This window comes from Gilvibacter sp. (assembly GCF_013214815.1).
Taxonomy (GTDB): Bacteria; Bacteroidota; Bacteroidia; order Flavobacteriales; family Flavobacteriaceae; genus Gilvibacter.
Map to the genome: position 1 here is coordinate 85,442 of NZ_JABSPU010000003.1, position 21,713 is coordinate 107,154.

Genomic DNA, 21,713 nt, shown 5'->3' on the forward strand with positions numbered 1-21,713 from the left:
CAGATTTCGTTACGAACAAAAATAGACTATTTGATTTAGATGTTTATCTTGAGAAAGTCGCTACAAAAATAGCATCAACTTCACCGCTGCCTACTGGTGTATCAAGAATCTCAGTTTGCTCAATACGCAAACGAAGCATGTCTTCGCTAAGCAGTTCAATAGTGATCACAGCATCTTGGTCATCTGCAGTACTGGTAATGGTAAGCGTGTTGTCTTCCAAGCTCCAGGTGCCATCTCCCAAAAGATCGAGGTTTTCTAAGGTCTCCTCTTCGCTAACGCCTAAAAAAGTCGTTGTTACAGTCATGGAGAATTGTCCTTCTGAGCTTACTTCATTCGGGTCTTCAGAAAAGGTAACAGTTGCGTCTATATCAAAACCTTCGCCTTCTTGAGTGGCGGTCACAGGTAAGCCTTCAATTACAGTGGTAATTGTAGAGTCAAAGTCAATGGTCTCAGCAGTCCAGGTTCCTATTAAGGAAAATTCGGCTTCTTCTTCCGTGGTTGTAGTGGAATCATCGTCAGAGCTGCAAGCAATGTACATAGGAACAAGCAGCAGCAGGGCTAGCAATTTTAAATTTTTCATAGCTGATTGGGGTATGTGTTAAAAGAGTCCGTGAAGCTCGGCATCAATGCGACTGATCACACTTCCGAGATCTTCCGGATTGTCTACAAAATTAAGCGTATCCACATCAAAGATCAACAGATTGCTCTTATCGTAATCGTGAATCCAAGCTTCGTAGCGCTCGTTGAGTCGACTTAAATAATCAATGCTGATGGAGTTCTCATATTCACGTCCTCTTTTGTGGATCTGACTCACTAAATTGGGAATGGAACTGCGCAAATAGATCAACAGATCAGGCGCCTCAGTAACACTTTCCATCAGATCAAACAGCGAACGGTAATTTTCATAATCGCGATTGGTCATCAAGCCCATCGCGTGTAGGTTAGGAGCAAAGATGTACGCATCTTCATAGATCGTGCGGTCTTGGATATAATCCTTTCCACTTTCTCTAATATCCACAATTTGACGAAACCGACTGTTCAAGAAATAGATCTGCAAATTGAAAGACCAACGTTCCATTTGGTTATAAAAATCATCCAAATAAGGATTGTCTTCCACATCCTCAAAATGGGGTTGCCATTTGTAGTGCTTTGCCAATAATTTGGTGAGCGTAGTCTTTCCTGAGCCAATGTTTCCGGCTATCGCAACATGCATACAATTAGGATTGTTTAGAGTTTGGTTAGTCTGAAGGAATACACGAATTCTCCATCGTAAATATACAGGAAATCTGAAGTTAGTTGCAAGTCTTTAACGGCAATTTTTGTGCCCGATTCAGCAGCCTCAAATTGCTGCTCTGGAGCCTCCGTAAAATAGATCACATCTTGCTCATCTAGAGCAATTAAGCCTCGCTGCGGAGAGGTCCAGATCTGTGTAAAACCAGGGTTGTCAAAAATCCGAAGAATACTTCCATAAACATTATAAGTGATCACCTCAGAATCGGTCAAAAGATGACAAAAATTGAAGTCGCTTGCTGTAGCCACAAGGTTGCCTTCTACGGGCTGCGAAATGATACTGCGTTTCCCCGATCTGTAATTGTAGAGTTCTAACTGCTGTGCGTCTTTGTTAAAGACCCAAACACTGTTGTTATTTGCTACTCTAACGGCCTCAATGTTCAGATAATCTTCCACTTCATTGAAATTGACACGTTCAATTTCATTTAAGGTGTTATCTAGAAACACAGCAATATTGAAATCGGCGTAGTAAACCAAGATCCGCAAAGGATTAATGATGTCTACTGCAGCTATGCTGCCCAAAGTAAAATCTGCGTAGTTCCAGCGGTCTCTTTCACTGGTTTTGATCAAGGCATTGTTGACCACAGAATAGGTGTTGTTGTAGGCGTCCACTCCAATAAACTTATCGGCGTCCAAACGGCTTTTGTTATCGAGCTTCAACTGCCCAAAAGCCAAAACCGGCATCAGTAAAAACAACAGCATCTTCATGCAGTCAAGATACAAAAACTAATCACATATCAGCTTGTATCCGTAACCGCGAACATTGACTATTTGAAGGCTGGAATCTGCTTTGAGTTTTTTGCGCAAATTGGAGATAAATACATCCATGGATCGAGCGTTAAAAAAGTCGTCACTGCCCCAAAGCTTTTTCAAAATAAAGGAGCGATCCAACAATTGATTTTTGTTAGCGCAGAGGTGAAAGAGCAGTTCGCTTTCCCGATGGGTCAATTTTACAGGCTCTTTGGATTTGTACTGCAATTCTTGACGGTTGGCGTTAAAGTTAAAAGCACCCAATTGGAAGGTGGTGTTTTTGTCCGGATCGTCGTTTTGCTTAAGTGCATTTTTGATCCGAACAATCAGCTCTTCCATGCTGAAGGGTTTTTTTAGGTAATCGTTTCCGCCTAAGTTGAACCCGTTGACTACATCTTCTGTTTGGGATTTGGCTGTTAAAAAGATGATCGGTGTTTGGGTGTCTTCTGCGCGAATTTCCTTGGCTAGAGTGAAACCGTCTTTAAGCGGCATCATAACGTCCAGGACCAAAAGTTCTGGTTTTTCTTGTTGGTAGGCTTTTAAAGCTTCCTGCCCGTTAACACAAAGTGTAACCTTAAAGTCACGAGTTTCCAAGCTTTCTTTGATGATTTGACCCAAGGCCGGTTCATCTTCTGCCAATACTATGTGGATGGGCTTATTCATGTGGAAGGGTTAAGGTAAAGGTAGTGCCATTTTTTAAGTTCACGCCTATAGTTCCTCCGTGCTTTTCAATGATGTTCTTGGCGTAGTACAGACCAATTCCAAAGCCTTTTACGTCGTGGGTGTCGCCTTTTGGGACCCGATAGAACTTTTCAAAAATACGCTGACTTTGCGCCTTGTTTAATGAATTTCCGTTGTCGTGCACCGCGATCTTTACTCCGGCGGCATCGGTGGTAATATTTAGGCTGATGATGTCTCCGCCGTACTTCAGCGCGTTGTCAATCAAAGTGTTGATCAAGTTCTCTAAATGAAAGGCGTCGGCGTGAATTTTTAGATCTTCTGGCGCGGCATTGAGGCTGATGGATTTCTGTGAGCTCACATAGGCCTCTGGCAAAACAGCTAAACGCTTACAAAGGGCGACGAGGTCAATTTCTTCTTTATTCAAAATGAGTGCGTTGCTGTCTAGCGTGGCGGTCTCTAATAGTTTTTCTACCATGCCCGAGAGTTTTTTAACCTGCTCTTGAGACATGGCTGCGTATTTTTTACTCTTCTCTGGATCGTTATCCGCATTGAACCTTTGGATGCCTTCCAGAGCCACACCAATGGTGGCTAAAGGCGTTTTAAACTCATGGGTGATGTTGGAGATCAGATCGTTCTTGATCTCTGCCAATTGTTTTTGTTCTCTGATGATTCTGAGCAAATAAAGCAAACATCCAATGATACAACCCACAAAGATCAAAGAGAGTCCCAAACTAATGCCGTTGCGGTGCAAGATGAGTGGGGTGGTATTTCTAAAGAAGACTTTTAAGGAGCTGTCTTGCATTAAAAAGCTAGATTTGGCTTGCAAAGACTTTACCGATGGATTGGAGTTCAAAGTGCCCAGGGTTTGTGTTTCACCCCAAGGCGTGTCGTACTTTAAACTGTAATCGATCCACAGTTCACGCTCGTGTAATTCCTCGTGAAAGATCGAATCTAAAACAGGTAAAGACATTTCTTCTTCTGCAAAGGAGATCACGATTTTATTGGTCAATTGCTCAAAAGGCTTTCTCCCAAGACGTTGAAAGAAGCTGCGTACGGTATCTCTAAGGCCCTCAGGTGTTCTGTTTTTCACAACCGAATCAACGATGCTAATTGCCGTCATGGTGGAATGATTTGTGGAATCATTGAACTCATAACGATGAATGGTCCCCTTTGGCATACTGTCAAGAAAGGCCCATTGTTCCCCCAGATTTATCGTGTTGGCATCGTAGGTGAGTGTGAGGGTGTCACTGGCAAAAAGCATGCTTTGCTCTTGGGCTAAGCGGGTGTAATAATCATCTACGGCCTTGTTAAGGCTCACCTGAACATTCGCCATCAGCTCACGTTGCTCCGCCTTAAAACTGCGATAGAACCAATAGGCCTGCAACGATAATGTGAATACAATCGCGGTGATGATGAAATACAATATGCCTTGATATTTTCCTGGCTTCATATTTCAAAAGTAGGTCTATTGATTAGCATTTTCCAAATCGCTTAACAGTGCTTAACAATGCTTAACTTGCTTTAATATTGTCTTTGCGCATCTTTGTAGTGTCATCAAAACAAAAAAAGAACAATCATGAAAACACTCGTTTATTTATCGGTAGCCTTTTCGCTGATCGTCGGATCCTTACATGCACAGGATTTTCAAGGCATTGCTACCTACAAAACACAAACCAAATTAGAGATTCAATTAGACAGTACTCAGGTGCCTTCAGAAATGCAAGAGCAGCTTATTGCTATGATGAAGAAGCAGTTTGAGAAAGAGTACACGCTAGACTTTAATAAAGATGCTTCCTTATATAAGGTTGTGGAATCACTTGATGCTCCTGCAGTAGGCGGAGGCGGAATGCAAATTGTTGTGGCTGGAGCCGGAGAAGCTGACGTGCTTTACAAGAACATTGCTGAGAATCGCCTGGCCAATAAAAGCGGCATTTTTGGAAAGACCTTTTTGATCAAAGATTCCTTACCAGAGTTGGAGTGGACTTTGACTAAAGAAACCAAAAACATTGGGCAGTACACTTGTTTTAAGGCAACGCGCACAGAAAATCGAACAGTACATACTTCATTTAGCTCCGATACAGAAGAAGGTAAAGACTCGAGCAGCGAGGCTGTTGAAGAGGAAATTACCATTACCGCATGGTATACGCCGCAAATCCCGCTAGGGCACGGTCCGGGAAGACATTATGGATTGCCGGGACTTATCTTAGAAATTTCGGACGGAGATCAGAGCATACTTTGCAGTAAGATCGTCATGAATCCTAAAGATGGAGTAAAGGTCAATGAGCCAACCAAAGGGAAGGAAGTGACCCAAGACGAATATAACGCCATCATGCAGGAGAAGATGAAAGAAATGCAAGACCGTTATCAGCCGAGCAACGGTCGCCGTGACGGCAACAGTTTTGAGATCAGAATTGGCGGTTAGTGAACTTTAACAAAGCTTTAATAAACCTCTAGCACTTCTGCGAGTCTAAAGACTTTAAATTAGCTTTGTTATAAACCACTAAACTGTTAATTGTCAAGGACATGAAGAAATTACTACCCTTAATGTTGATGCTTCTGAGTATCGGCATGAGCGCTCAAGAATTTAGCGGAAAGGCCTATTACCAATCAAAAACCACTGTGGATATGGATTGGGGCGGTCGTGAAATGACGGAGGAGATGAAAAAAATGATCGCTGAGCGTATGCGCAGATACCTCGAGAAAACCTACATTCTAACCTTCAATGGACAGGAATCTATCTACAAGGAAGAAGAGGTTTTAGAGACAGACGCGAACGGGGGTAGCCGTTGGATGGGAATGATGATGGGTAGTTTTACTCCCGGAGATCAGTACAAGAATCTAGAGACCGGGCAACTGGTCCAAGAGCAAGAATTCTACGGCAAGCAATTTCTGATTGAAGACGAGATCGCCAATTTGGAATGGGAAGAGACCAAAGAGTCCAAAATGATCGGTCAATATTTGGCCATCAAAGTGACCGCGGTGAAAAAGATCGATGAGAACGATTGGAGCATGGCTCGCCGCAGAGGTGATAGAAATCGAGATGCTAAGGCTGACGATGAAACCGCCAAAGACTCTACAGCCACCGCCAGTGCGGATGATGACCCAATGAGTCAAATTGAAATTCCAAAAGAAGTGATCGTTACCGCTTGGTACACGCCTATGATTCCAGTGAAACACGGACCGGGAGAATACGGCGGATTACCAGGACTCATCCTTGAACTCAACGTATACCGAACAACTATTCTATGTTCTAAAATTGTGATGAATCCGGAGGATACCATCGAGATCAAAGCACCTTCTAAAGGAAAGAAGGTCACTCGTGAGGAGTACCAAACGATAGTCGCAGAAAAAATGGAAGAAATGCGCGAAATGTGGGGCCGTGGACGCGGCGGACGACGCGGCGGATTCCGAGGATAATCAATCAATCAAAATACAGTGCAGCCAACCATGAAGAAATTACTCTTTATAAGCATCCTATTGTCTTTATTTAGCTTTGACGCAGACGCGCAGAGCATCAAATTAAGAGGGGTGATCAAAGACTCTATCGGAGAACCTTTAGAGTTAGCGAACATCATCGCAACCATAAAAGAAACCGGGGAGATCGAATCTTATGCGATCACCAATTATGAAGGTCGATATCAATTAGATCTCCCGACGAACAATACCTACACCCTAAAAGCGAGCTTTTTAGGTTTGGAAACCAAAGAGTTTGATGTGACGGTTCCAGAAGGATCCGACGACATGACGCGAGACGTAACCTTGAACCCTGCGCCCAATCAATTGGACGGGGTGGAGATCGTCTACGAGATGCCGGTGACCGTGAAAGGGGATACCATAGTTTACAATGCCGATTCCTTTACAACAGGTAATGAACGTAAGTTAGAAGACGTCATGAAGCAGCTTCCAGGAGTGGAGATCAACGATGACGGAGAGATAGAAGTAGAAGGGAAGGCTGTTTCCAAAGTAATGGTAGAAGGCAAGGACTTCTTTGACGGAGACTCTAAACTCGCCACAAAAAATATCCCAGCAGATGCGGTAGATAAGGTGGAGGTCTTGAGAAACTATAACGAGGTGGATCAAATGCGAGGCCTGGGGAATGATCAGGACAACATCGCCATAAACATCAAACTCAAAGAGGGCAAAAAGAACTTTTGGTTTGGTGAGGTTTCTGGGGGAATTGGATTTGATAGCGACGAGAAAGACCGTTATTTGATCTACCCTAAACTGTTCTATTACAGCCCGGACTACAGCATCAACATCATTACAGATTTCAATGATATTGGACAGGTGCCGTTTACCTTTAGGGACTATTTTAACTTCACCGGAGGTTTTAGAAACTTTAACCGTGGTGGTGGAACCAATTTCAATATAAATACTGGAGACCTCGGTTTTGCCGTTGGGCAGAACAACCGCGCCAATTCCATTGAGACCTCATTCTTAGCGGCTAACTTTAGTTGGAATGCTAGCAAGGCATTAGATATAAGTGGTTTTTCGATTCTATCAGATAACCGCACCAGCTATATCACAAATACAATTAGAAATTATGTGGCTACTGGTATTACGGAGACTACCAACAATGTGAACGATCAGCGCACGCAGTTGGGTATGCTTAAGTTGAGTGCTATTTACAAGCCGAACTCCAACTTCCAATTGGATTATGATGTACTTGGAAAGACTTCAGATCAAAGCGAAGTGAGCTCCATTATTTCGACGGTAAATAACAATCCTAATGAGATCAATGAAGACGAGAACACGACTCCATTTTCAATAAATCAAAACATCAACGCCTACTATACCTTAGATGAGAACAACATCTTTGCGGGGCAGGTGCAGCATTTGTATCAAGATGAGGATCCGTTTTACAGTGTGATCCAAGATTCAATTCCGTTCCGCGGGGTGTTTACGCAAGTGAATCCGTCGGCGCCATTTGACAGCTCTCAAGATACTTTTGATCCACTGCAACGCATGGATCGTTATGATGTGAATCAGCAGCGACGCATCAAAACCAATAAGTTAGATGCCAAGGTGGATTACTACTACGTGATCAACAACAAAAGCAACGTGAACATCAATGTGGGAGCGACCTTGAGTCGTCAAGATTTCAATTCTGGGATCTTCCAAGAATTTATGTTTACTGGTGCTCCTGTGGCCTTTGAGGACGATGAGTTCAACAACGACGTGACCTTTAATTTTAGTGATTACTTCTTAGGAGTTAACTATAAATTCAAGGCGGGGATCTTCACCTTCACTCCTGGAGCAACTTTGCACAACTACCGCGTAAAAAGCGAACAGTTGGGCAGTGTTTCTGAGAATAACGAATGGTTGGTGTTGCCGAACTTCAACGCAATAGTAGAGCTTAAAAAGAGCGAGAATATCCGCTTCAACTACTCCATCCAAGCGCAGTATACGGACGTAAATAACTTTGCGGAAGGATTTATCTTTAACAACTACAACCGCTTGTTTAGAGGTAATCGCAATTTGGAGAATGCCTTTGTGCACAACTACAATTTGACTTACTTCAGCTTCAATATGTTCAACTACACCAACGTGAGTGCGAACATCAACTACACCCGTAGAATAGAAGCGATCAAGAACAATACAGCTTTGGCTGGAATTACGCAGATCTCTAATCCGATCAACTTGAACAGTAACTTTGCAGATGAGACCTTGTCTGCCTTTGCAAGGTTTACCAAGAACATCAAGCGTCTACGTTTTTCTTTAGGTGGAAACGTAAGTTGGGGTAAATTCAACAACATCATTAATCAAGATATTCGTGAGAGTATCAACTTTACCCAGAGCTATAATACCAGTTTGAGAACCAGCTTCCGCGAGTGGCCAAACGTTGAATTGGGATATCGTCTTACGCTGAATAACTATGACAACGCAGGGGTGGAGTCTACTTTTACAACCCATCAGCCTTTTGTGAATTTTGACGCGGTATTCTTGCAGAATTTCACTCTCAATGCGGAGTGGAGTTACTTCAACTATACGGACGCGGCAGGAACCATTGAGAACACCTATTCGTTCTTAGATGCCAATCTGTATTACCGAGAAAAAGACAGCAAGTGGGAATACCAATTGCAAGCGACCAACCTTTTGGATGTTGACTTTTTAAACAACGACAGCTTTAACGAAAACTTCAACAACACTTCGCAGTTCTTTGTACTGCCTCGAATAGTGATGTTGATAGTGCGCTACGAATTGTAGTGTTGATTGATGCAATGAAAAAGAAAAGGGAACTTTAACGAGTTCCCTTTTTTTGTGTTATAAGCTGAAGGCTGATTTTACCTGGTCAACATAATCGAGTTTTTCCCAGGTGAAGAGCTCCACCGCTTTTTCAACCCGTCCAGAATAAGGACTTTCAAATACCTTATTTACGGTTTGAGGTTTTCTTCCCATATGTCCGTAGGCAGCTGTCTCTGAATACATAGGGCTGCGCAATTTGAGTCGGCTTTCAATAGCTGCTGGACGCATATCAAAGATATCAGCTACTCGGCGTGCGATCTCTCCATCGGTCAAATCAACTAAGGTGGTTCCGTAAGTGTCTACAAAAATAGAGGTAGGTTCTACTACACCAATGGCATAAGAAACTTGTACTAATACTTCTTTAGCTACTCCAGCGGCAACCAGATTTTTTGCAATATGTCTTGCGGCATAGGCTGCAGAACGATCCACTTTAGAAGGATCTTTTCCGCTGAAGGCACCTCCGCCGTGAGCTCCTTTACCACCATAAGTGTCTACAATGATCTTACGTCCGGTGAGTCCGGTGTCTCCGTGTGGTCCGCCAATTACAAATTTCCCAGTTGGGTTAATGTGGTAAACTATATCGTCATTGAAAAGGGCCTGCGCGTAAGCTGGTAATTTGCTTTTCACTCTTGGGATCAAAATTTCAACCAAGTCTTTTTTGATCTTGGCTAGCATGCGGTCGTCATCGCTGTCAAAATCATCGTGTTGGGTAGAGATCACAATGGCGTCAATGCGCTGAGGTACATTGTCGTCGCTGTATTCTATGGTTACTTGACTTTTGCTGTCAGGTCTTAAATAAGTGATCTGGTTGTTTTCTCTTCGGATGGCAGCCAGTTCCTGTAGAATGGAATGCGAGATCTCTAAAGCCAATGGCATATAGTTTTCCGTCTCACTGGTGGCGTAACCAAACATCATTCCCTGGTCTCCGGCACCTTGCTCTTCTTTGCTGGCGCGATCAACTCCTTGGTTGATGTCCTGAGATTGTTCGTGAATCAAGGAGATCACTCCGCAGGAATCGCCACTAAACTGATAGGCTCCTTTGGTGTAACCAATCTTATTGATCACATCTCGGGCAATCTGTTGTACGTCCAAATAGGTATTGCTTTTGACCTCCCCGGCAAGAACCACTTGTCCTGTGGTTACTAAGGTTTCACAAGCAACTTTGGCCTCTGGGTCAAAGGCTAAGAAATGATCCAGCAGTGCGTCGCTGATTTGATCGGAAATTTTATCTGGGTGTCCTTCTGAAACACTTTCAGAGGTAAATAAATAGGCCATAAACAGGAATCTTGTCGTGTCTGTAATGCGCACTTGGTCATCAATACCTCAATAACATTACAAGGTATGCCCAGCTGCGCCTAATAGGCCTCAAAAATACGAAAAAATACTTCTTAAAAACGCCGACTTAATGCTCGTTCAAACGAAAATCTGGATAGGCGGTCATGCCGTGTTCATGCGTGTCCAATCCTTCAATCTCTTCTCTGGCAGTAACACGCAGACCCATAGTGCGTTTAATGGTGTACAGGATGATGAAAGAGGTCAAGCAGCAGAATCCCGCAATGATCGCTATGGCCTTGAATTGAATCCACAACTGACCCAATCCGGCTTTGTCTCCAAACATACCAACGGCCAGAGTTCCGAAGACACCGCACACCAAATGCACGGAGATGGCTCCAACAGGATCGTCAAGTTTGAGTCTGTCTATCATACTAATAGCCAATACGCACAAGCCGCCGGAGATAGCTCCAATGATCATAGCCTCATTTGGCGACATGACATCGGCGCCCGCAGTTATTCCAACCAAACCAGCTAGGACGCCGTTAAGGATCATTGTCACGTCATAAGATCTAAACTTAATATAGGAAGTAAAAAATGCACCTACAGCTCCGGTAGCAGCGGCTAAGGATGTGGTCACTAGAACTAAAGATACTGTGGCAGGATCCGCACTCAGCACGGATCCGCCATTAAATCCAAACCATCCAAACCAAAGTAAAAATACGCCCAGCGTCGCTAAGGGTACATTGTGTCCAAAAATGGGTTTTATGCCATCTGCTGTATATTTTCCAATTCTAGGGCCTAACAAGATCACAGCGATGAGTGCAGCCCATCCACCCACAGAATGCACTAAGGTAGAACCTGCAAAGTCATGGAAGTTCATGGCTGCAAGGAATCCGCCACCCCAATGCCACATACCTACGATGGGGTAGATCAAGCCAACATAGAACAAGGAGAAGATCAAAAAGCTGTTGATCTTAATGCGTTCTGCAACGGCTCCGGATACTATGGTTGCGGCTGTTGCGGCAAACATGGCTTGAAATAAGAATTCCGTGTAAAAGGTATAGCCCATATTATAGGTTTCGGTCAGGCCACCATTGGGGAGCGGCAGCCCGAACCCTTTAAAACCAAAGTATGCGCCAGCAAAGGCTTCTCCGGGATACATGAGGCTGAACCCAAAGAAGGCATAAGTAGAAAGGCCAATGGCCAATATCATGACATTCTTAAACAAAATGTTGATGGTATTTTTAGAACGAGTCAATCCCGATTCCAGGGAAGCAAAGCCCAAATGCATGATGAATACCAAGCCTATTGAGATCATCATCCATACATTGTTGATGGTAAATACTGCGTGCTCCATGGTAATTTTTATAAGGTTTGTCCACCGCTTTCTCCGGTGCGAATTCTATAAACTTCTTCAATTGGGCTAACAAAGATCTTTCCGTCTCCAACACTGCCCGTTTTTGCCGATTCGATGATCGCTTGTACGGTGCGCTCTTCAAAATCGTCATTGACTACAATAGAAAGCCATCGGCGTTGGATATCGCTGGTTTTGTAGGGTACACCTCTATAAACAGAGCCGTGCTTTTCATTTCCCTGTCCAGAAACATCCCAATAGGAGAAAAAGTTGACTTCCACTTCATGCAGGGCTTGTTTAACTGCTTCGAACTTTGATTTCCTGATGATCGCCTCGATTTTCTTCATAATCTGTGAGTTGATGTATCAAAAATATAATTTAAAATAGTATACCCCCTAAAAAATAGGGGGTAGTAATTAATTTTTATCAACATAGTAAAAAATACCCCTAAAAAATTAGGGGTATTTAATTTATATGATATTTTTTACGATTTCCTTAATCGAAGTTTGAAGCGGATAGGTAAGCATCAATCACCGCTTGCTCTCCAGCCTTATCGGGCATAGAATTTCCGTGTTCCATTCCCAGAACGCCTTGGAATCCGCGGTCGTGAATGTACTTAAATACATTTCTGTAATTGATCTCTCCGGTACCAGGTTCGTTGCGCCCTGGATTGTCCCCGATCTGGAAATAGGCGATCTCATCCCAACAGGCTTCTATATTAGGAATCAGATTGCCTTCTTGAATTTGTTGGTGATAAATATCGAAGAGAATTTTGCAGGAAGGACTATTCACTGCTTTGCAGATCTGATAGGCCTGAGGCGATTCGGTTAAAAACAATCCAGGGTGGTTTCTAAAGTTCAAAGGTTCTAAAACCATGACCAAACCGTGAGGCTCTAAAATTTCACAGGCTTTGCGCAAAGCGTTGACCACATTAGCGGTTTGATAATCTTTAGAAAGTCTCAGGTCTGCGTGGCCGGGTACTACGGTCATCCATTTGGCTCCGATGCGTTTTGCAACAGCGACCGAATCTTTTATGTCTGCCAAGAACTCGTTCAGGTAATCTTCATTACCGCTGGCCAAGTTGGGTTCCTTCCAATATATTTTATGCGCTACAAAAACACCCATGGTCATTTGGAGTTTTTTGAGCAAAGCGGCCATAGCCTCTTGGGTTGCCAGTGAACGTCCCTTGAGTTCATTGTCTTCAAAGGCCGTAAATCCTTGGTCTGCCATAAACTGGATCTGATCCAGAATGTCTGTTCCCGCATGTGCTTTGAACATGCCGTCGTGCGGTGCAAAGTGCAAAGGAAATTTGTTCTTTGCGGGCGTAAAAGCGTTGGCAGCTTGTGCCTTTAGGCTTCCCCCTAAAAACGAAGCGCCCACCGAGGCGAGCGCTACATTATTTATGAATTGTCTTCTTTTCATCTTTGGATTCGCTACTAAAGTGAATAACGTTTTCCTCCGGTGAGTGTTTGCAGATCATCACAAACATAGGTTCCCGGTACAGGTTCATAAACCAGATAATCCTCTCCAATCTGTTGGGTTCCCAAATAGGCGTTAATACACATCCATTTGAGTCCATTCAGGAACTTAGAAACCGACACAGGTGTATCGTCTTCAAAGTCCTCAAAACCTTGGTTGGTTCCTGGTGGATCTGGTTTTTCGTCTCTTGGGTGCAACATATTGGCATCCAAGAAAGCCATATAGTTCTCGTCAGTCATTACAGAAAGGTCCTCACCGTGTTCGGCTTTCATCTTTCCAATAACTTCTCCAAAGACCGTTTTGATCTTTCCTTGATATTTCACTGTGGAAACGTCGTTCCAATAGGTGTCTATAAATTGAACCACGTTCAGTTCTGAAGCAGCTGGTGTAGCCTCTGTCTTTGGCAAGAATACATCTGCCAATCGACCTACAACCATCGCCTGGGTTTCGTCCATAAATGCTGGAACCCATTTTGGATCTGAACTGGTGCAACTTTCCAGTAAGCTGAAAAGTGCGGGTGAAGCCACTACAAAACCTGTAGTAAGTCCAATATTCTTAAGTGCTTGTCTTCTATCCATGGTTTATAGTGTTTATGCTTCTTTCATTTTTTTGAACTGTTCTGCCGCGTGATTAGCTGCGCGAGCGGTGAAGGCCATATATCCTAAGGATGGATTGTGGCATCCGGCTGAAGTCATGAAGGATCCATCAGTTACATAAACGTTTTTACAGGCGTGTACCTGATTCCATTTATTCAAGACTGAAGTCTTAGGATCGCGTCCCATACGAGCCGTTCCCATCTCGTGGATTCCAAGACCCATACCGCCAATGTCATCATAGGTAGTAATGTCTGTAAATCCACCAGCTTCGAGCATTTTAACCGCTTGTTCTTTCATGTCCTTACGCATGGCGAGTTCGTTCTCACCAAAGTCCGCATCAAAAGTCACGGTAGGTAAGCCCCATTCATCCAGCTTGTCGTAATCCAGGTACATGCGGTTGCTGTGATCTGGTAAGGTCTCACCAAAGGCAAGCAAATTCATGCTCCATTCCCCTGGCTTTAAGATAGCTTCTTTAAGCTCCGGACCGTATTTCAGTTCGGCAACCATATCGCCGTAAGCACCGCGATTAGCTCCTCCTTGATATCCGTAACCACGCTTAAAGGTATCTACGTCTGTATTTCCTCCAAGGTTTCTGAATCGAGGAATATAGATTCCGTTCGCACGGCGGCCTTTAAAGTATTTGTCGTCAAATCCAACTGCTTTTCCACGAGCTCCTACTCTAAAGTGGTGGTCCATCAGGTTGTGGCCCAGCTCACCAGAGTCGTTTCCAAGTCCGTTCGGAAAGCGATCCGATTTTGATTGTAGTAAAATTGAAGTCGATGCAACGGCAGAAGCACACAAGAAAATGATCTGTGCTTTGAATTCCATCTTCTCTTTGGTCTCCGTATCAATAACACGAACTCCAGTTGCTTGCTGAGTGGCATCGTCATAGATCACCTCATAAGCAATCGAGTTTGGTCTCAGAGTCATATTACCGGTAGCCTCTGCAGCAGGAAGTGTACTACTGTTGGAGCTAAAGTAGGCGCCGTAAGGACAACCGCGCATACAGCGGTTTCTATATAAACATTGAGAACGTCCTTTGCCAGGCTTGGTTCCTTCTGTGATGTGTGCGGCACGACCAATGGTCAATACACGTCCGTCATCAAAGCTTTCGTTGATCTTCCCTTGCAGGTGCTCTTCCACACAGTTGAGCTCCATCGGCTTCAGGAATTTCCCATCAGGCAAAATATCCAAGCCTAGGTTGGTTCCACTTACACCAATATACTCCTCTACATAATCATACCATTCTTTTACATCAGCATAACGCACTGGCCAATCTACTGCGATACCTTCTTTCTTGTTGGCTTCAAAATCAATGTCACCCATGCGGTAACTTTGACGTCCCCACATAAGGGAACGACCACCAACATGGTATCCACGGATCCAATCAAAGCGGCGGTCCTCATTGTAAGGGTGCTTTTTATCATCCACAAAAAAGTGTTGATGCGCTTCATTGGTCACATAACCGGTACGGTGTTGTTTGTGTTTTTTTAGTCGAGTCTCACGGCTTGGAGTTCCACCATTGGGAAGATCCCAAGGGTCTAAATTTGCCGTGGTGTAATCTTGAGGGTGTTCAACCATGCGACCGCGCTCTAAGACCAAGGTCTTGAGTCCGTTCTCGCATAGTTCTTTGGCGGCCCATCCGCCAGAAATTCCGGTACCTACTACGATCGCATCGTATTCAGCATCAGGATTTGGGAGAAAACAACTTGTCATTATACTGTTTAGTTTTGGTAAGATTAACCTTAAGGTGTTATTTTTACAGAGCATCTAAATTAATTATCTTATCTGTAATAAATCAAATTTATTATTGTTAATTTGATGCCTCTTCTAAAATTTTTCTAATGAAAATGCAACTAACTCGTCAAAAGTTTACACTTTTAATATTGTTATTAACTGCCTTTACGCTAGGCAGTTGTAAGTCTGAAAAAGCTGAAAAAGAGCCTGAAAATCAGGCCGAAACCGCAGCAGAAACCACCGCTGAAAAGGCCAGTGATCCTTTCTTCAAACTGTCGCTTGCTCAGTGGTCTATCCACCGCATGATCTTGGAGGACGGAATGGATCCTTTTGACTTTGCAGTTTATGCCAGAGACAATGGTTTTGCTGGATTGGAATACGTAAGTCAGTTGTACAATTCTGCGATGGAAGAATACGACACCAAGGATGAAGCCATCAAGGCGATCACCCAAAGACTTAAAGCAGAGAGTGAAGAAGCTGGAATGGAGAATCTCATCATCATGATTGACGGTGAAGGTGATCTTTCTGTCAATGACGAGGCAGCTCGTGATCAGGCGGTAGAGAACCACAAACGTTGGGTTGATGCCGCTGCAGAATTGGGTTGTCATTCTATCAGAATCAATCTGTTCGGTTCTTTGAATGATGAGGAATGGAAAGCCAACAGTATTGACGGTTTGTCAAAATTAGGAGCTTATGCCAAGACCAAAGGCGTGAATGTTTTAGTGGAAAACCACGGATGGCAATCGTCTAATGCACCACTTCTAATGGAGGTGATCAATGCAGTGGGAATGGATAACTGCGGAACCCTTCCAGACTTCGGAAATTTTTGCGTTAAGCGTAAAGACGGAGCAAAATGGGGCGAGTGTGAAATGGAATACCCTGACATTTATGAAGGAGTTCAACTCATGATGCCTGCTGCTAAAGCGGTAAGTGCTAAGTCTTACGATTTTGATGAAGACGGCAACGAGACCAAAATTGACTACGCTAAAATGCTTCGTATTGTTAAGGAAGCAGGATATACTGGTTACATCGGTGTAGAATATGAAGGAAATAATCTTTCAGAACAAGAAGGAATTGAAGCCACACGTGACCTGCTCATTTCTTTGGGTAGCAGCATGTAATAACAACCAAACTAACAAACAATGAAAAAATCCACCTATTTCCAACTCTCCTTTATGATGTTCCTCGAATTCTTTATTTGGGGCGGTTGGTTTGTGACCTTAGGAACCTTTATGGGTAATAACCTTTCTGCAAGTGGCGGGGAAATTGCACAAGCGTTCTCTACCCAATCTTGGGGAGCGATCATTGCACCTTTTATTATTGGACTCATTGCGGATCGCTTTTTTAATGCAGAGCGAATTTTGGGAATCCTCCACGTAGTAGGAGCTGGTCTGATGTATATGATGTACACCGCAGATGACGTAGCGTCTTTCTATCCTTATACCTTGGGATACATGATTGCCTATATGCCAACTTTAGCCTTGGTGAATTCTGTGGCGTTCAATCAAATGAACGACCCATCTAAAGAATTTCCGCGTGTACGTGTTTTTGGAACCATCGGTTGGATTGTTGCTGGTTTGGTGATCAGTTTTGTTTTTGCTTGGGATTCCAAGGAAAATATTGCTGCAGGAATGTTGCAAAATACCTTCCTAATGGTAGGAATTGCCTCTGCGATTTTAGGGGTTTTCAGTTTTGCCTTGCCTAAAACACCTCCATCAGTAGGTAAAGATCAAAAGGTAAGCTTATCTGACATTCTAGGTCTGGAAGCTTTAAAGCTACTTAAGGATAGAAACTTCCTAGTGTTTTTCTTGTCGAGTGTATTGATCTGTATCCCCTTGGCTTTTTACTACCAAAACCTAAGTCCATTTTTAACTGAGGGTGGTGTGGAAAATTCCACAGCAATGACCACTGTTGGACAGATCTCAGAAGCGGTATTTATTCTGTTATTACCCTTCTTCTTTAAAAAATACGGTTTCAAGAAAACCATTCTAGTTGGGATGCTGGCTTGGGCAGTACGATATCTATTGTTCGCCTTTGGTGATATGGATGGACTGTTCTTTATGGTTATTACAGGTGTGGTCTTGCACGGAATATGTTACGATTTCTTCTTTGTATCTGGTCAGATTTATACCGATAGCAAAGCAGGTGACAAGGCCAAGAGTGCGGCTCAAGGATTGATCACTTTAGCTACTTACGGAGTGGGTATGTTGGTCGGATTCTATATTGCCGGAAAGGTTGTAGATGCCAACTTGCTCGGTGAAGGCAGTCACGATTGGAAACAGATCTGGTTGTTCCCAGCTGGATTCGCAGCGGTAGTTATGGTACTGTTTGCTGTACTCTTTAAAAATGAAAAAGTAGAATACCAAGATTAATCTATGGCTCAAAAAATTAAATGGGGCGTACTTGGCGGTGGTGGTGATTCCTTAATTGGAGTTTTGCACCGCGTAGCAGCCAGTATGTTCGATGCCTACGCGCTGACCGGAGCGGTTTTTAATCCGGAATTGCAAAAGAGTATTGCTTTTGCAGAAGAATTAGGAATTCCCACGGATCGTATTTATGCCGATCTCGATGCATTCGTTGCTGGAGAACTGGCCCTGCCAGAGTCCGAGCGTATTCAAGTGGTATCTGTATTAACGCCTAACTTTCTGCATTTCCCTATGGCCAAGCAGCTTTTAGAAAGCGGTTTCCACGTGATCTGCGAAAAGCCAATGACCATGAGTTATGCGGAGGCTTTAGAGCTTCAAGCAGTGCAACGTGCCAGTGGAAAACAATTTGCTTTAACGCATACCTACACGGGATATCCTATGGTGCGTCAAATGAAGCAGATGATCGCCCAAGGTGTTATTGGTAAGATTCAAAAGGTAGATGTGCAGTACTATCAAGGTTGGATCAACCCGATAATTCACGATCCGCAGCTGAGAAAAACAACTTGGCGCTTGGACCCAGAGAAGTCTGGAATCTCTTGCTGTATGGGAGATATTGGTGTGCACGCTTACCAAATGCTGGAGTTTGTTACTGGACTTAAAGTACAATCCATCCTGGCAGGTCTGAGCCACCTGTATGAAGCCTATCAAATGGATATAGACGGCACGGTCTTATTGCGTTTGGACAAATACGTCAAAGGGGTGTTGCGTGCCAGTCAGATCGCCACCGCAGAAGAAAACAATTTTACAGTTGCCGTTTACGGCGACAAAGGTTCTCTCAAATGGGAACAAGAGAATCCAAACTACGTGTATTGGTTAGAAGATGGTCAGCCTATGCGAACCCTAAAGCCAGGACATGCGTATAATGATGCCCTTTCTTTAGACGGAACCAAACTCCCTCCGGGTCACCCAGAAGGAATCTTTGATGCCATGGGTAATATTTACAAAGGCATGGCTAAGGCTGTTCGTGGACAAGAGCATCATCCGGGAGAGTTTCCAGGAATGGAAGACGGAGTGCGAGGTATGTACTTTATTGAGCAAGCCGTGGCTTCCCACAGTCAAGGAAATGTTTGGATCGATTTAAACGCATAAACCAATGAAAACTATAAAAGGACCTGCTGTTTTTCTAGCACAGTTCATGGATGATAAGCCGCCGTTCAATTCTTTAGATGGACTCTGCGGATGGGCCCGAGATCTGGGCTATAAAGGGATTCAGATCCCAACTTGGGAAACGCGATTGATCGACTTAAAGCTTGCGGGTGAAAGCAAAACCTATTGCGATGAACTCAAAGGAAAGATCGCCGATTACGGTTTGGAGATTACCGAACTCTCCACGCATTTACAAGGGCAACTGGTCGCTGTGCATCCTGCTTATGATTTGATGTTTGACAACTTCGCTCCAGACGATTGTAAAAACAACCCTGCCAAACGTACCGAATGGGCGCGTCAGCAGTTGTTATCTGCGGCAAGAGCAAGTAAGCATTTAGGTCTAAAGGCACACGCTACTTTTAGTGGTGCTTTAATGTGGCATATGTGGCATCCATGGCCTCAATTACCAACAGGTTTGGTAGAAATGGGCTTTAAGGAATTGGCCGATCGTTGGCTGCCCTTATTGGATGAATTTAAAGATAATGGGGTTGCGGTTTGTTACGAGATTCACCCAGGAGAAGACTTGCATGATGGTGTCACTTTTGAACGCTTTTTGGCCGCCACAGGGAACCATGAAGCGGTGAATATTTTGTATGACCCATCGCATTTTGTTTTACAACAGCTGGACTATATCACTTATATAGACCACTACCACGAATTCATCAAAGCCTTCCATGTAAAGGATTCAGAATTCAATCCTACTGGGAAGAAAGGAGCCTACGGCGGATACGGTGATTGGAAGGACCGTGCAGGTCGATACCGCTCTCTAGGAGACGGTCAGATCGACTATAAAACTGTCTTTAGCAAACTCACAGAATACGGCTGTGACGTTTGGGCTGTAATGGAGTGGGAATGTGTGATCAAAAGCCCAGAACAAGGGGCTCGTGAAGGCGCAAAATTCATTAGTGATCACATCATAGAAGCTACCACAAAACGCTTTGACGACTTTGCAGGAGCTGAGATCGATAAAGAAAAACTCAAAAAGATTTTAGGACTATAAAAACCATCCTTATGAAACGTATATACCGATTAAGTGTATTGCTTGTTTGCTGCGGATTCGCTGTAGCTTGTAACCAAAATGCAGAGGCTCAAACCGATACGGAAGCAGTACAAGAAGAGACTGTAACTGAAGTCGAGCAAGAACCGACAGACCCTAAAGAAACTGAGCAATGGGAGCCTGTTCCTGCTGAGATTGAACCTGTTGGCAATAACGGAGTGCCGTCTGATGCTATAGTGCTTTTTGATGGTTCAAGTTTGGACAATTGGGAGTCTGCCAAAGATGGCTCTGCGGCCCAGTGGGTTCTCAATGGTGATGGGAGCATGACCGTTAAGGATAAGACCGGTGATATTCAAACCAAGCAGTCCTTTGGCAGCGTACAGTTGCATTTAGAATGGCGTTCTAACCCAGACAATAAGGCCGAGGGTCAAGCTCGTTCCAATTCGGGAGTATTCTTGCAAAATCGTTATGAGGTTCAGGTGCTGGACAACAATGATAATCCAACTTACGTAAACGGACAAGCAGGTTCCATTTACAAGCAATCTCCGCCGCTTGTTAAAGCAGCTGTTCCTACCGGAGAATGGAATACCTATGATATCATTTTTAGAGCACCAGAATTTGATGCTGACGGTAAAAAAACCAAATCAGCAACCATTACCGTGCTTCATAATGGAGTTTTAATTCAGGATCATTTTGAGATCCAAGGAACGACAGAATATATCGGTTGGCCAAAAAATGATGCTCATGGCAAAGCCCCAATAAAACTGCAGGATCATCAAGATATGAGTGGAGTGAGCTACCGAAATATTTGGGTGCGCGAACTGGATTAAATCCGCATAAAACACAAAACTTAAAAGCCTAAAATTTTCAAAAATTTTGGGCTTTTTTTGGATTTGTCAATTTTGTGTCGCAATATTTGTGCTCATAAAGTTCAAACACTTATTGAAATGTTATCAAGAAAGGTTGAGGGATTAGACCCTGTGAAGCCTTAGCAACCCTTTGTGTCTTTATACAAAGAAGGTGCTAAATTCTACCGATTAATTTTGGATAGATAACTCAAGACCCAGTTCCCGTTCCCGGGAATCGGGTATTAATTTCTTTATAACATTTTTCTGTAAGTACGCTTTTTCAAGGCGCATTTGACTTTTGGATTAATTCAGTTTAACTCAAAAAGAAAGAAAAATGAGTACATCAAAATTTGCGACCGCCGCTTTACATGCCGGTCATGACACAACGAATCACGGGGGAACCAGAGCCGTGCCAATTTACCAATCTACCAGTTACGTTTTTGACAACAGTGACCATGCAGCGAACTTGTTCAATTTGAGCGAGACCGGCTACATCTACACTCGAATCAACAACCCAACCTGTGATATTCTAGAACAGCGCTTGGCTGCTCTAGAAGGTGGGATCGCTGCGGTAACTACTGCCTCAGGTACTGCAGCCATCGCCACCACACTACAAACGTTGTTGCGTGCAGGAGATCATATTGTAGCGTCTAACAGTCTTTACGGCGGGACTTTCAATTTGCTAAATGTTACCCTGCCTCGATTGGGTATCACAACGACTTTTGTTGACCCTTCTGAACCAGACAGTTTTACCGAAGCTGTTCAAGAGAACACCCGCGCGATCTTTATTGAATCCTTAGGAAACCCCAAGCTGGATGTTTTGGATATTGAAAATATCGCCGAACAGGCTAAAGCTGCTAAAGTGCCATTGATTGTGGATAATACAGT

20 protein-coding genes and 1 riboswitch are annotated in these 21,713 nt (G+C 43.7%); of the genes, 9 read left to right on the top strand and 11 right to left on the bottom strand.

Annotated elements, in window-relative coordinates:
- Window positions 1-43 precede the first annotated feature (43 nt).
- From HRT75_RS01380 to HRT75_RS01400, 5 genes are read right to left on the bottom strand one after another with little or no spacing between them, the layout of a single operon-like run.
- Entirely contained in the window at window positions 44-580 is a 537-nt protein-coding gene (locus HRT75_RS01380) for a hypothetical protein (protein WP_291182214.1), read from the bottom strand.
- A gap of 18 nt (window positions 581-598) precedes the next feature.
- Window positions 599-1,213 carry a deoxynucleoside kinase gene (locus tag HRT75_RS01385; RefSeq protein WP_272832907.1) on the bottom strand — a complete coding sequence of 205 codons (615 nt, stop codon included), beginning with the start codon at window positions 1,211-1,213 and terminating at the stop codon, window positions 599-601.
- Between the two features lie 14 nt (window positions 1,214-1,227).
- The gene (locus tag HRT75_RS01390; RefSeq protein ID WP_291182215.1) at window positions 1,228-1,998 is read right to left on the bottom strand and encodes a hypothetical protein; all 771 of its coding nucleotides are present in this window, start codon (window positions 1,996-1,998) and stop codon (window positions 1,228-1,230) included.
- A gap of 18 nt (window positions 1,999-2,016) precedes the next feature.
- Entirely contained in the window at window positions 2,017-2,703 is a 687-nt protein-coding gene (locus HRT75_RS01395) for a response regulator transcription factor (protein WP_291182216.1), read from the bottom strand.
- Window positions 2,696-4,171 carry a HAMP domain-containing sensor histidine kinase gene (locus HRT75_RS01400; protein WP_291182217.1) on the bottom strand — a complete coding sequence of 492 codons (1,476 nt, stop codon included), beginning with the start codon at window positions 4,169-4,171 and terminating at the stop codon, window positions 2,696-2,698. The genes HRT75_RS01395 and HRT75_RS01400 overlap by 8 nt, the downstream gene beginning before the upstream one ends.
- Window positions 4,172-4,297: 126 nt before the next feature.
- Between HRT75_RS01400 and HRT75_RS01405 the strand changes: the two genes are divergently transcribed.
- The 3 genes from HRT75_RS01405 (at window position 4,298) to HRT75_RS01415 (ending at window position 8,928) form a co-directional block, all read left to right on the top strand.
- Window positions 4,298-5,143 carry a GLPGLI family protein gene (locus tag HRT75_RS01405; protein WP_291182218.1) on the top strand — a complete coding sequence of 282 codons (846 nt, stop codon included), beginning with the start codon at window positions 4,298-4,300 and terminating at the stop codon, window positions 5,141-5,143.
- Between the two features lie 101 nt (window positions 5,144-5,244).
- Window positions 5,245-6,138, top strand: coding sequence for a GLPGLI family protein (locus tag HRT75_RS01410; protein WP_291182219.1), 894 nt, complete (start codon window positions 5,245-5,247; stop codon window positions 6,136-6,138).
- A 30-nt stretch (window positions 6,139-6,168) separates the two neighbouring features.
- Entirely contained in the window at window positions 6,169-8,928 is a 2,760-nt protein-coding gene (locus tag HRT75_RS01415; protein ID WP_291182220.1) for a carboxypeptidase regulatory-like domain-containing protein, read from the top strand.
- A 57-nt stretch (window positions 8,929-8,985) separates the two neighbouring features.
- Here the strand turns inward: HRT75_RS01415 and metK are convergent, their stop codons facing one another.
- The 6 genes from metK to HRT75_RS01445 form a co-directional block, all read right to left on the bottom strand.
- The gene (metK, locus tag HRT75_RS01420) at window positions 8,986-10,242 is read right to left on the bottom strand and encodes a methionine adenosyltransferase (protein WP_291182221.1); all 1,257 of its coding nucleotides are present in this window, start codon (window positions 10,240-10,242) and stop codon (window positions 8,986-8,988) included.
- A 127-nt stretch (window positions 10,243-10,369) separates the two neighbouring features.
- On the bottom strand, window positions 10,370-11,599 hold the full coding sequence (amt, locus tag HRT75_RS01425; RefSeq protein ID WP_291182222.1) for an ammonium transporter: 1,230 nt from the start codon (window positions 11,597-11,599) through the stop codon (window positions 10,370-10,372).
- Between the two features lie 8 nt (window positions 11,600-11,607).
- The gene (locus HRT75_RS01430) at window positions 11,608-11,943 is read right to left on the bottom strand and encodes a P-II family nitrogen regulator (protein ID WP_291182223.1); all 336 of its coding nucleotides are present in this window, start codon (window positions 11,941-11,943) and stop codon (window positions 11,608-11,610) included.
- Window positions 11,944-12,091: 148 nt separating this feature from the next.
- The gene (locus tag HRT75_RS01435) at window positions 12,092-13,018 is read right to left on the bottom strand and encodes a TIM barrel protein (protein ID WP_291182224.1); all 927 of its coding nucleotides are present in this window, start codon (window positions 13,016-13,018) and stop codon (window positions 12,092-12,094) included.
- Window positions 13,019-13,032: 14 nt separating this feature from the next.
- On the bottom strand, window positions 13,033-13,653 hold the full coding sequence (locus HRT75_RS01440) for a gluconate 2-dehydrogenase subunit 3 family protein (RefSeq protein ID WP_291182225.1): 621 nt from the start codon (window positions 13,651-13,653) through the stop codon (window positions 13,033-13,035).
- A 12-nt stretch (window positions 13,654-13,665) separates the two neighbouring features.
- Window positions 13,666-15,387 carry a GMC family oxidoreductase gene (locus HRT75_RS01445; RefSeq protein ID WP_291182226.1) on the bottom strand — a complete coding sequence of 574 codons (1,722 nt, stop codon included), beginning with the start codon at window positions 15,385-15,387 and terminating at the stop codon, window positions 13,666-13,668.
- A 128-nt stretch (window positions 15,388-15,515) separates the two neighbouring features.
- Here HRT75_RS01445 and HRT75_RS01450 point away from each other — a divergent pair, with 128 nt between their 5' ends.
- The 6 genes from HRT75_RS01450 to HRT75_RS01475 all read left to right on the top strand — a co-directional run.
- A complete protein-coding gene (locus tag HRT75_RS01450; protein WP_291182227.1) occupies window positions 15,516-16,529 on the top strand; it encodes a sugar phosphate isomerase/epimerase family protein in 1,014 nt (337 codons plus the stop codon).
- A gap of 21 nt (window positions 16,530-16,550) precedes the next feature.
- Window positions 16,551-17,780 (top strand): nucleoside permease, encoded by a 1,230-nt coding sequence (locus tag HRT75_RS01455; protein WP_291182228.1) that lies wholly within the window; start codon window positions 16,551-16,553, stop codon window positions 17,778-17,780.
- Between the two features lie 3 nt (window positions 17,781-17,783).
- Complete coding sequence (locus HRT75_RS01460) at window positions 17,784-18,923, top strand: Gfo/Idh/MocA family oxidoreductase (protein ID WP_291182229.1); 1,140 nt, start codon at window positions 17,784-17,786, stop codon at window positions 18,921-18,923.
- A gap of 4 nt (window positions 18,924-18,927) precedes the next feature.
- The gene (locus tag HRT75_RS01465) at window positions 18,928-19,980 is read left to right on the top strand and encodes a sugar phosphate isomerase/epimerase (RefSeq protein ID WP_291182230.1); all 1,053 of its coding nucleotides are present in this window, start codon (window positions 18,928-18,930) and stop codon (window positions 19,978-19,980) included.
- A gap of 11 nt (window positions 19,981-19,991) precedes the next feature.
- Window positions 19,992-20,807 carry a DUF1080 domain-containing protein gene (locus HRT75_RS01470; protein WP_291182231.1) on the top strand — a complete coding sequence of 272 codons (816 nt, stop codon included), beginning with the start codon at window positions 19,992-19,994 and terminating at the stop codon, window positions 20,805-20,807.
- A 117-nt stretch (window positions 20,808-20,924) separates the two neighbouring features.
- Window positions 20,925-21,035: riboswitch (SAM riboswitch) on the top strand.
- 124 nt (window positions 21,036-21,159) lie between these two features.
- Window positions 21,160-21,713 (top strand): PLP-dependent transferase (locus tag HRT75_RS01475; protein WP_291182232.1); only part of this gene is annotated, 554 nt, incomplete at its 3' end.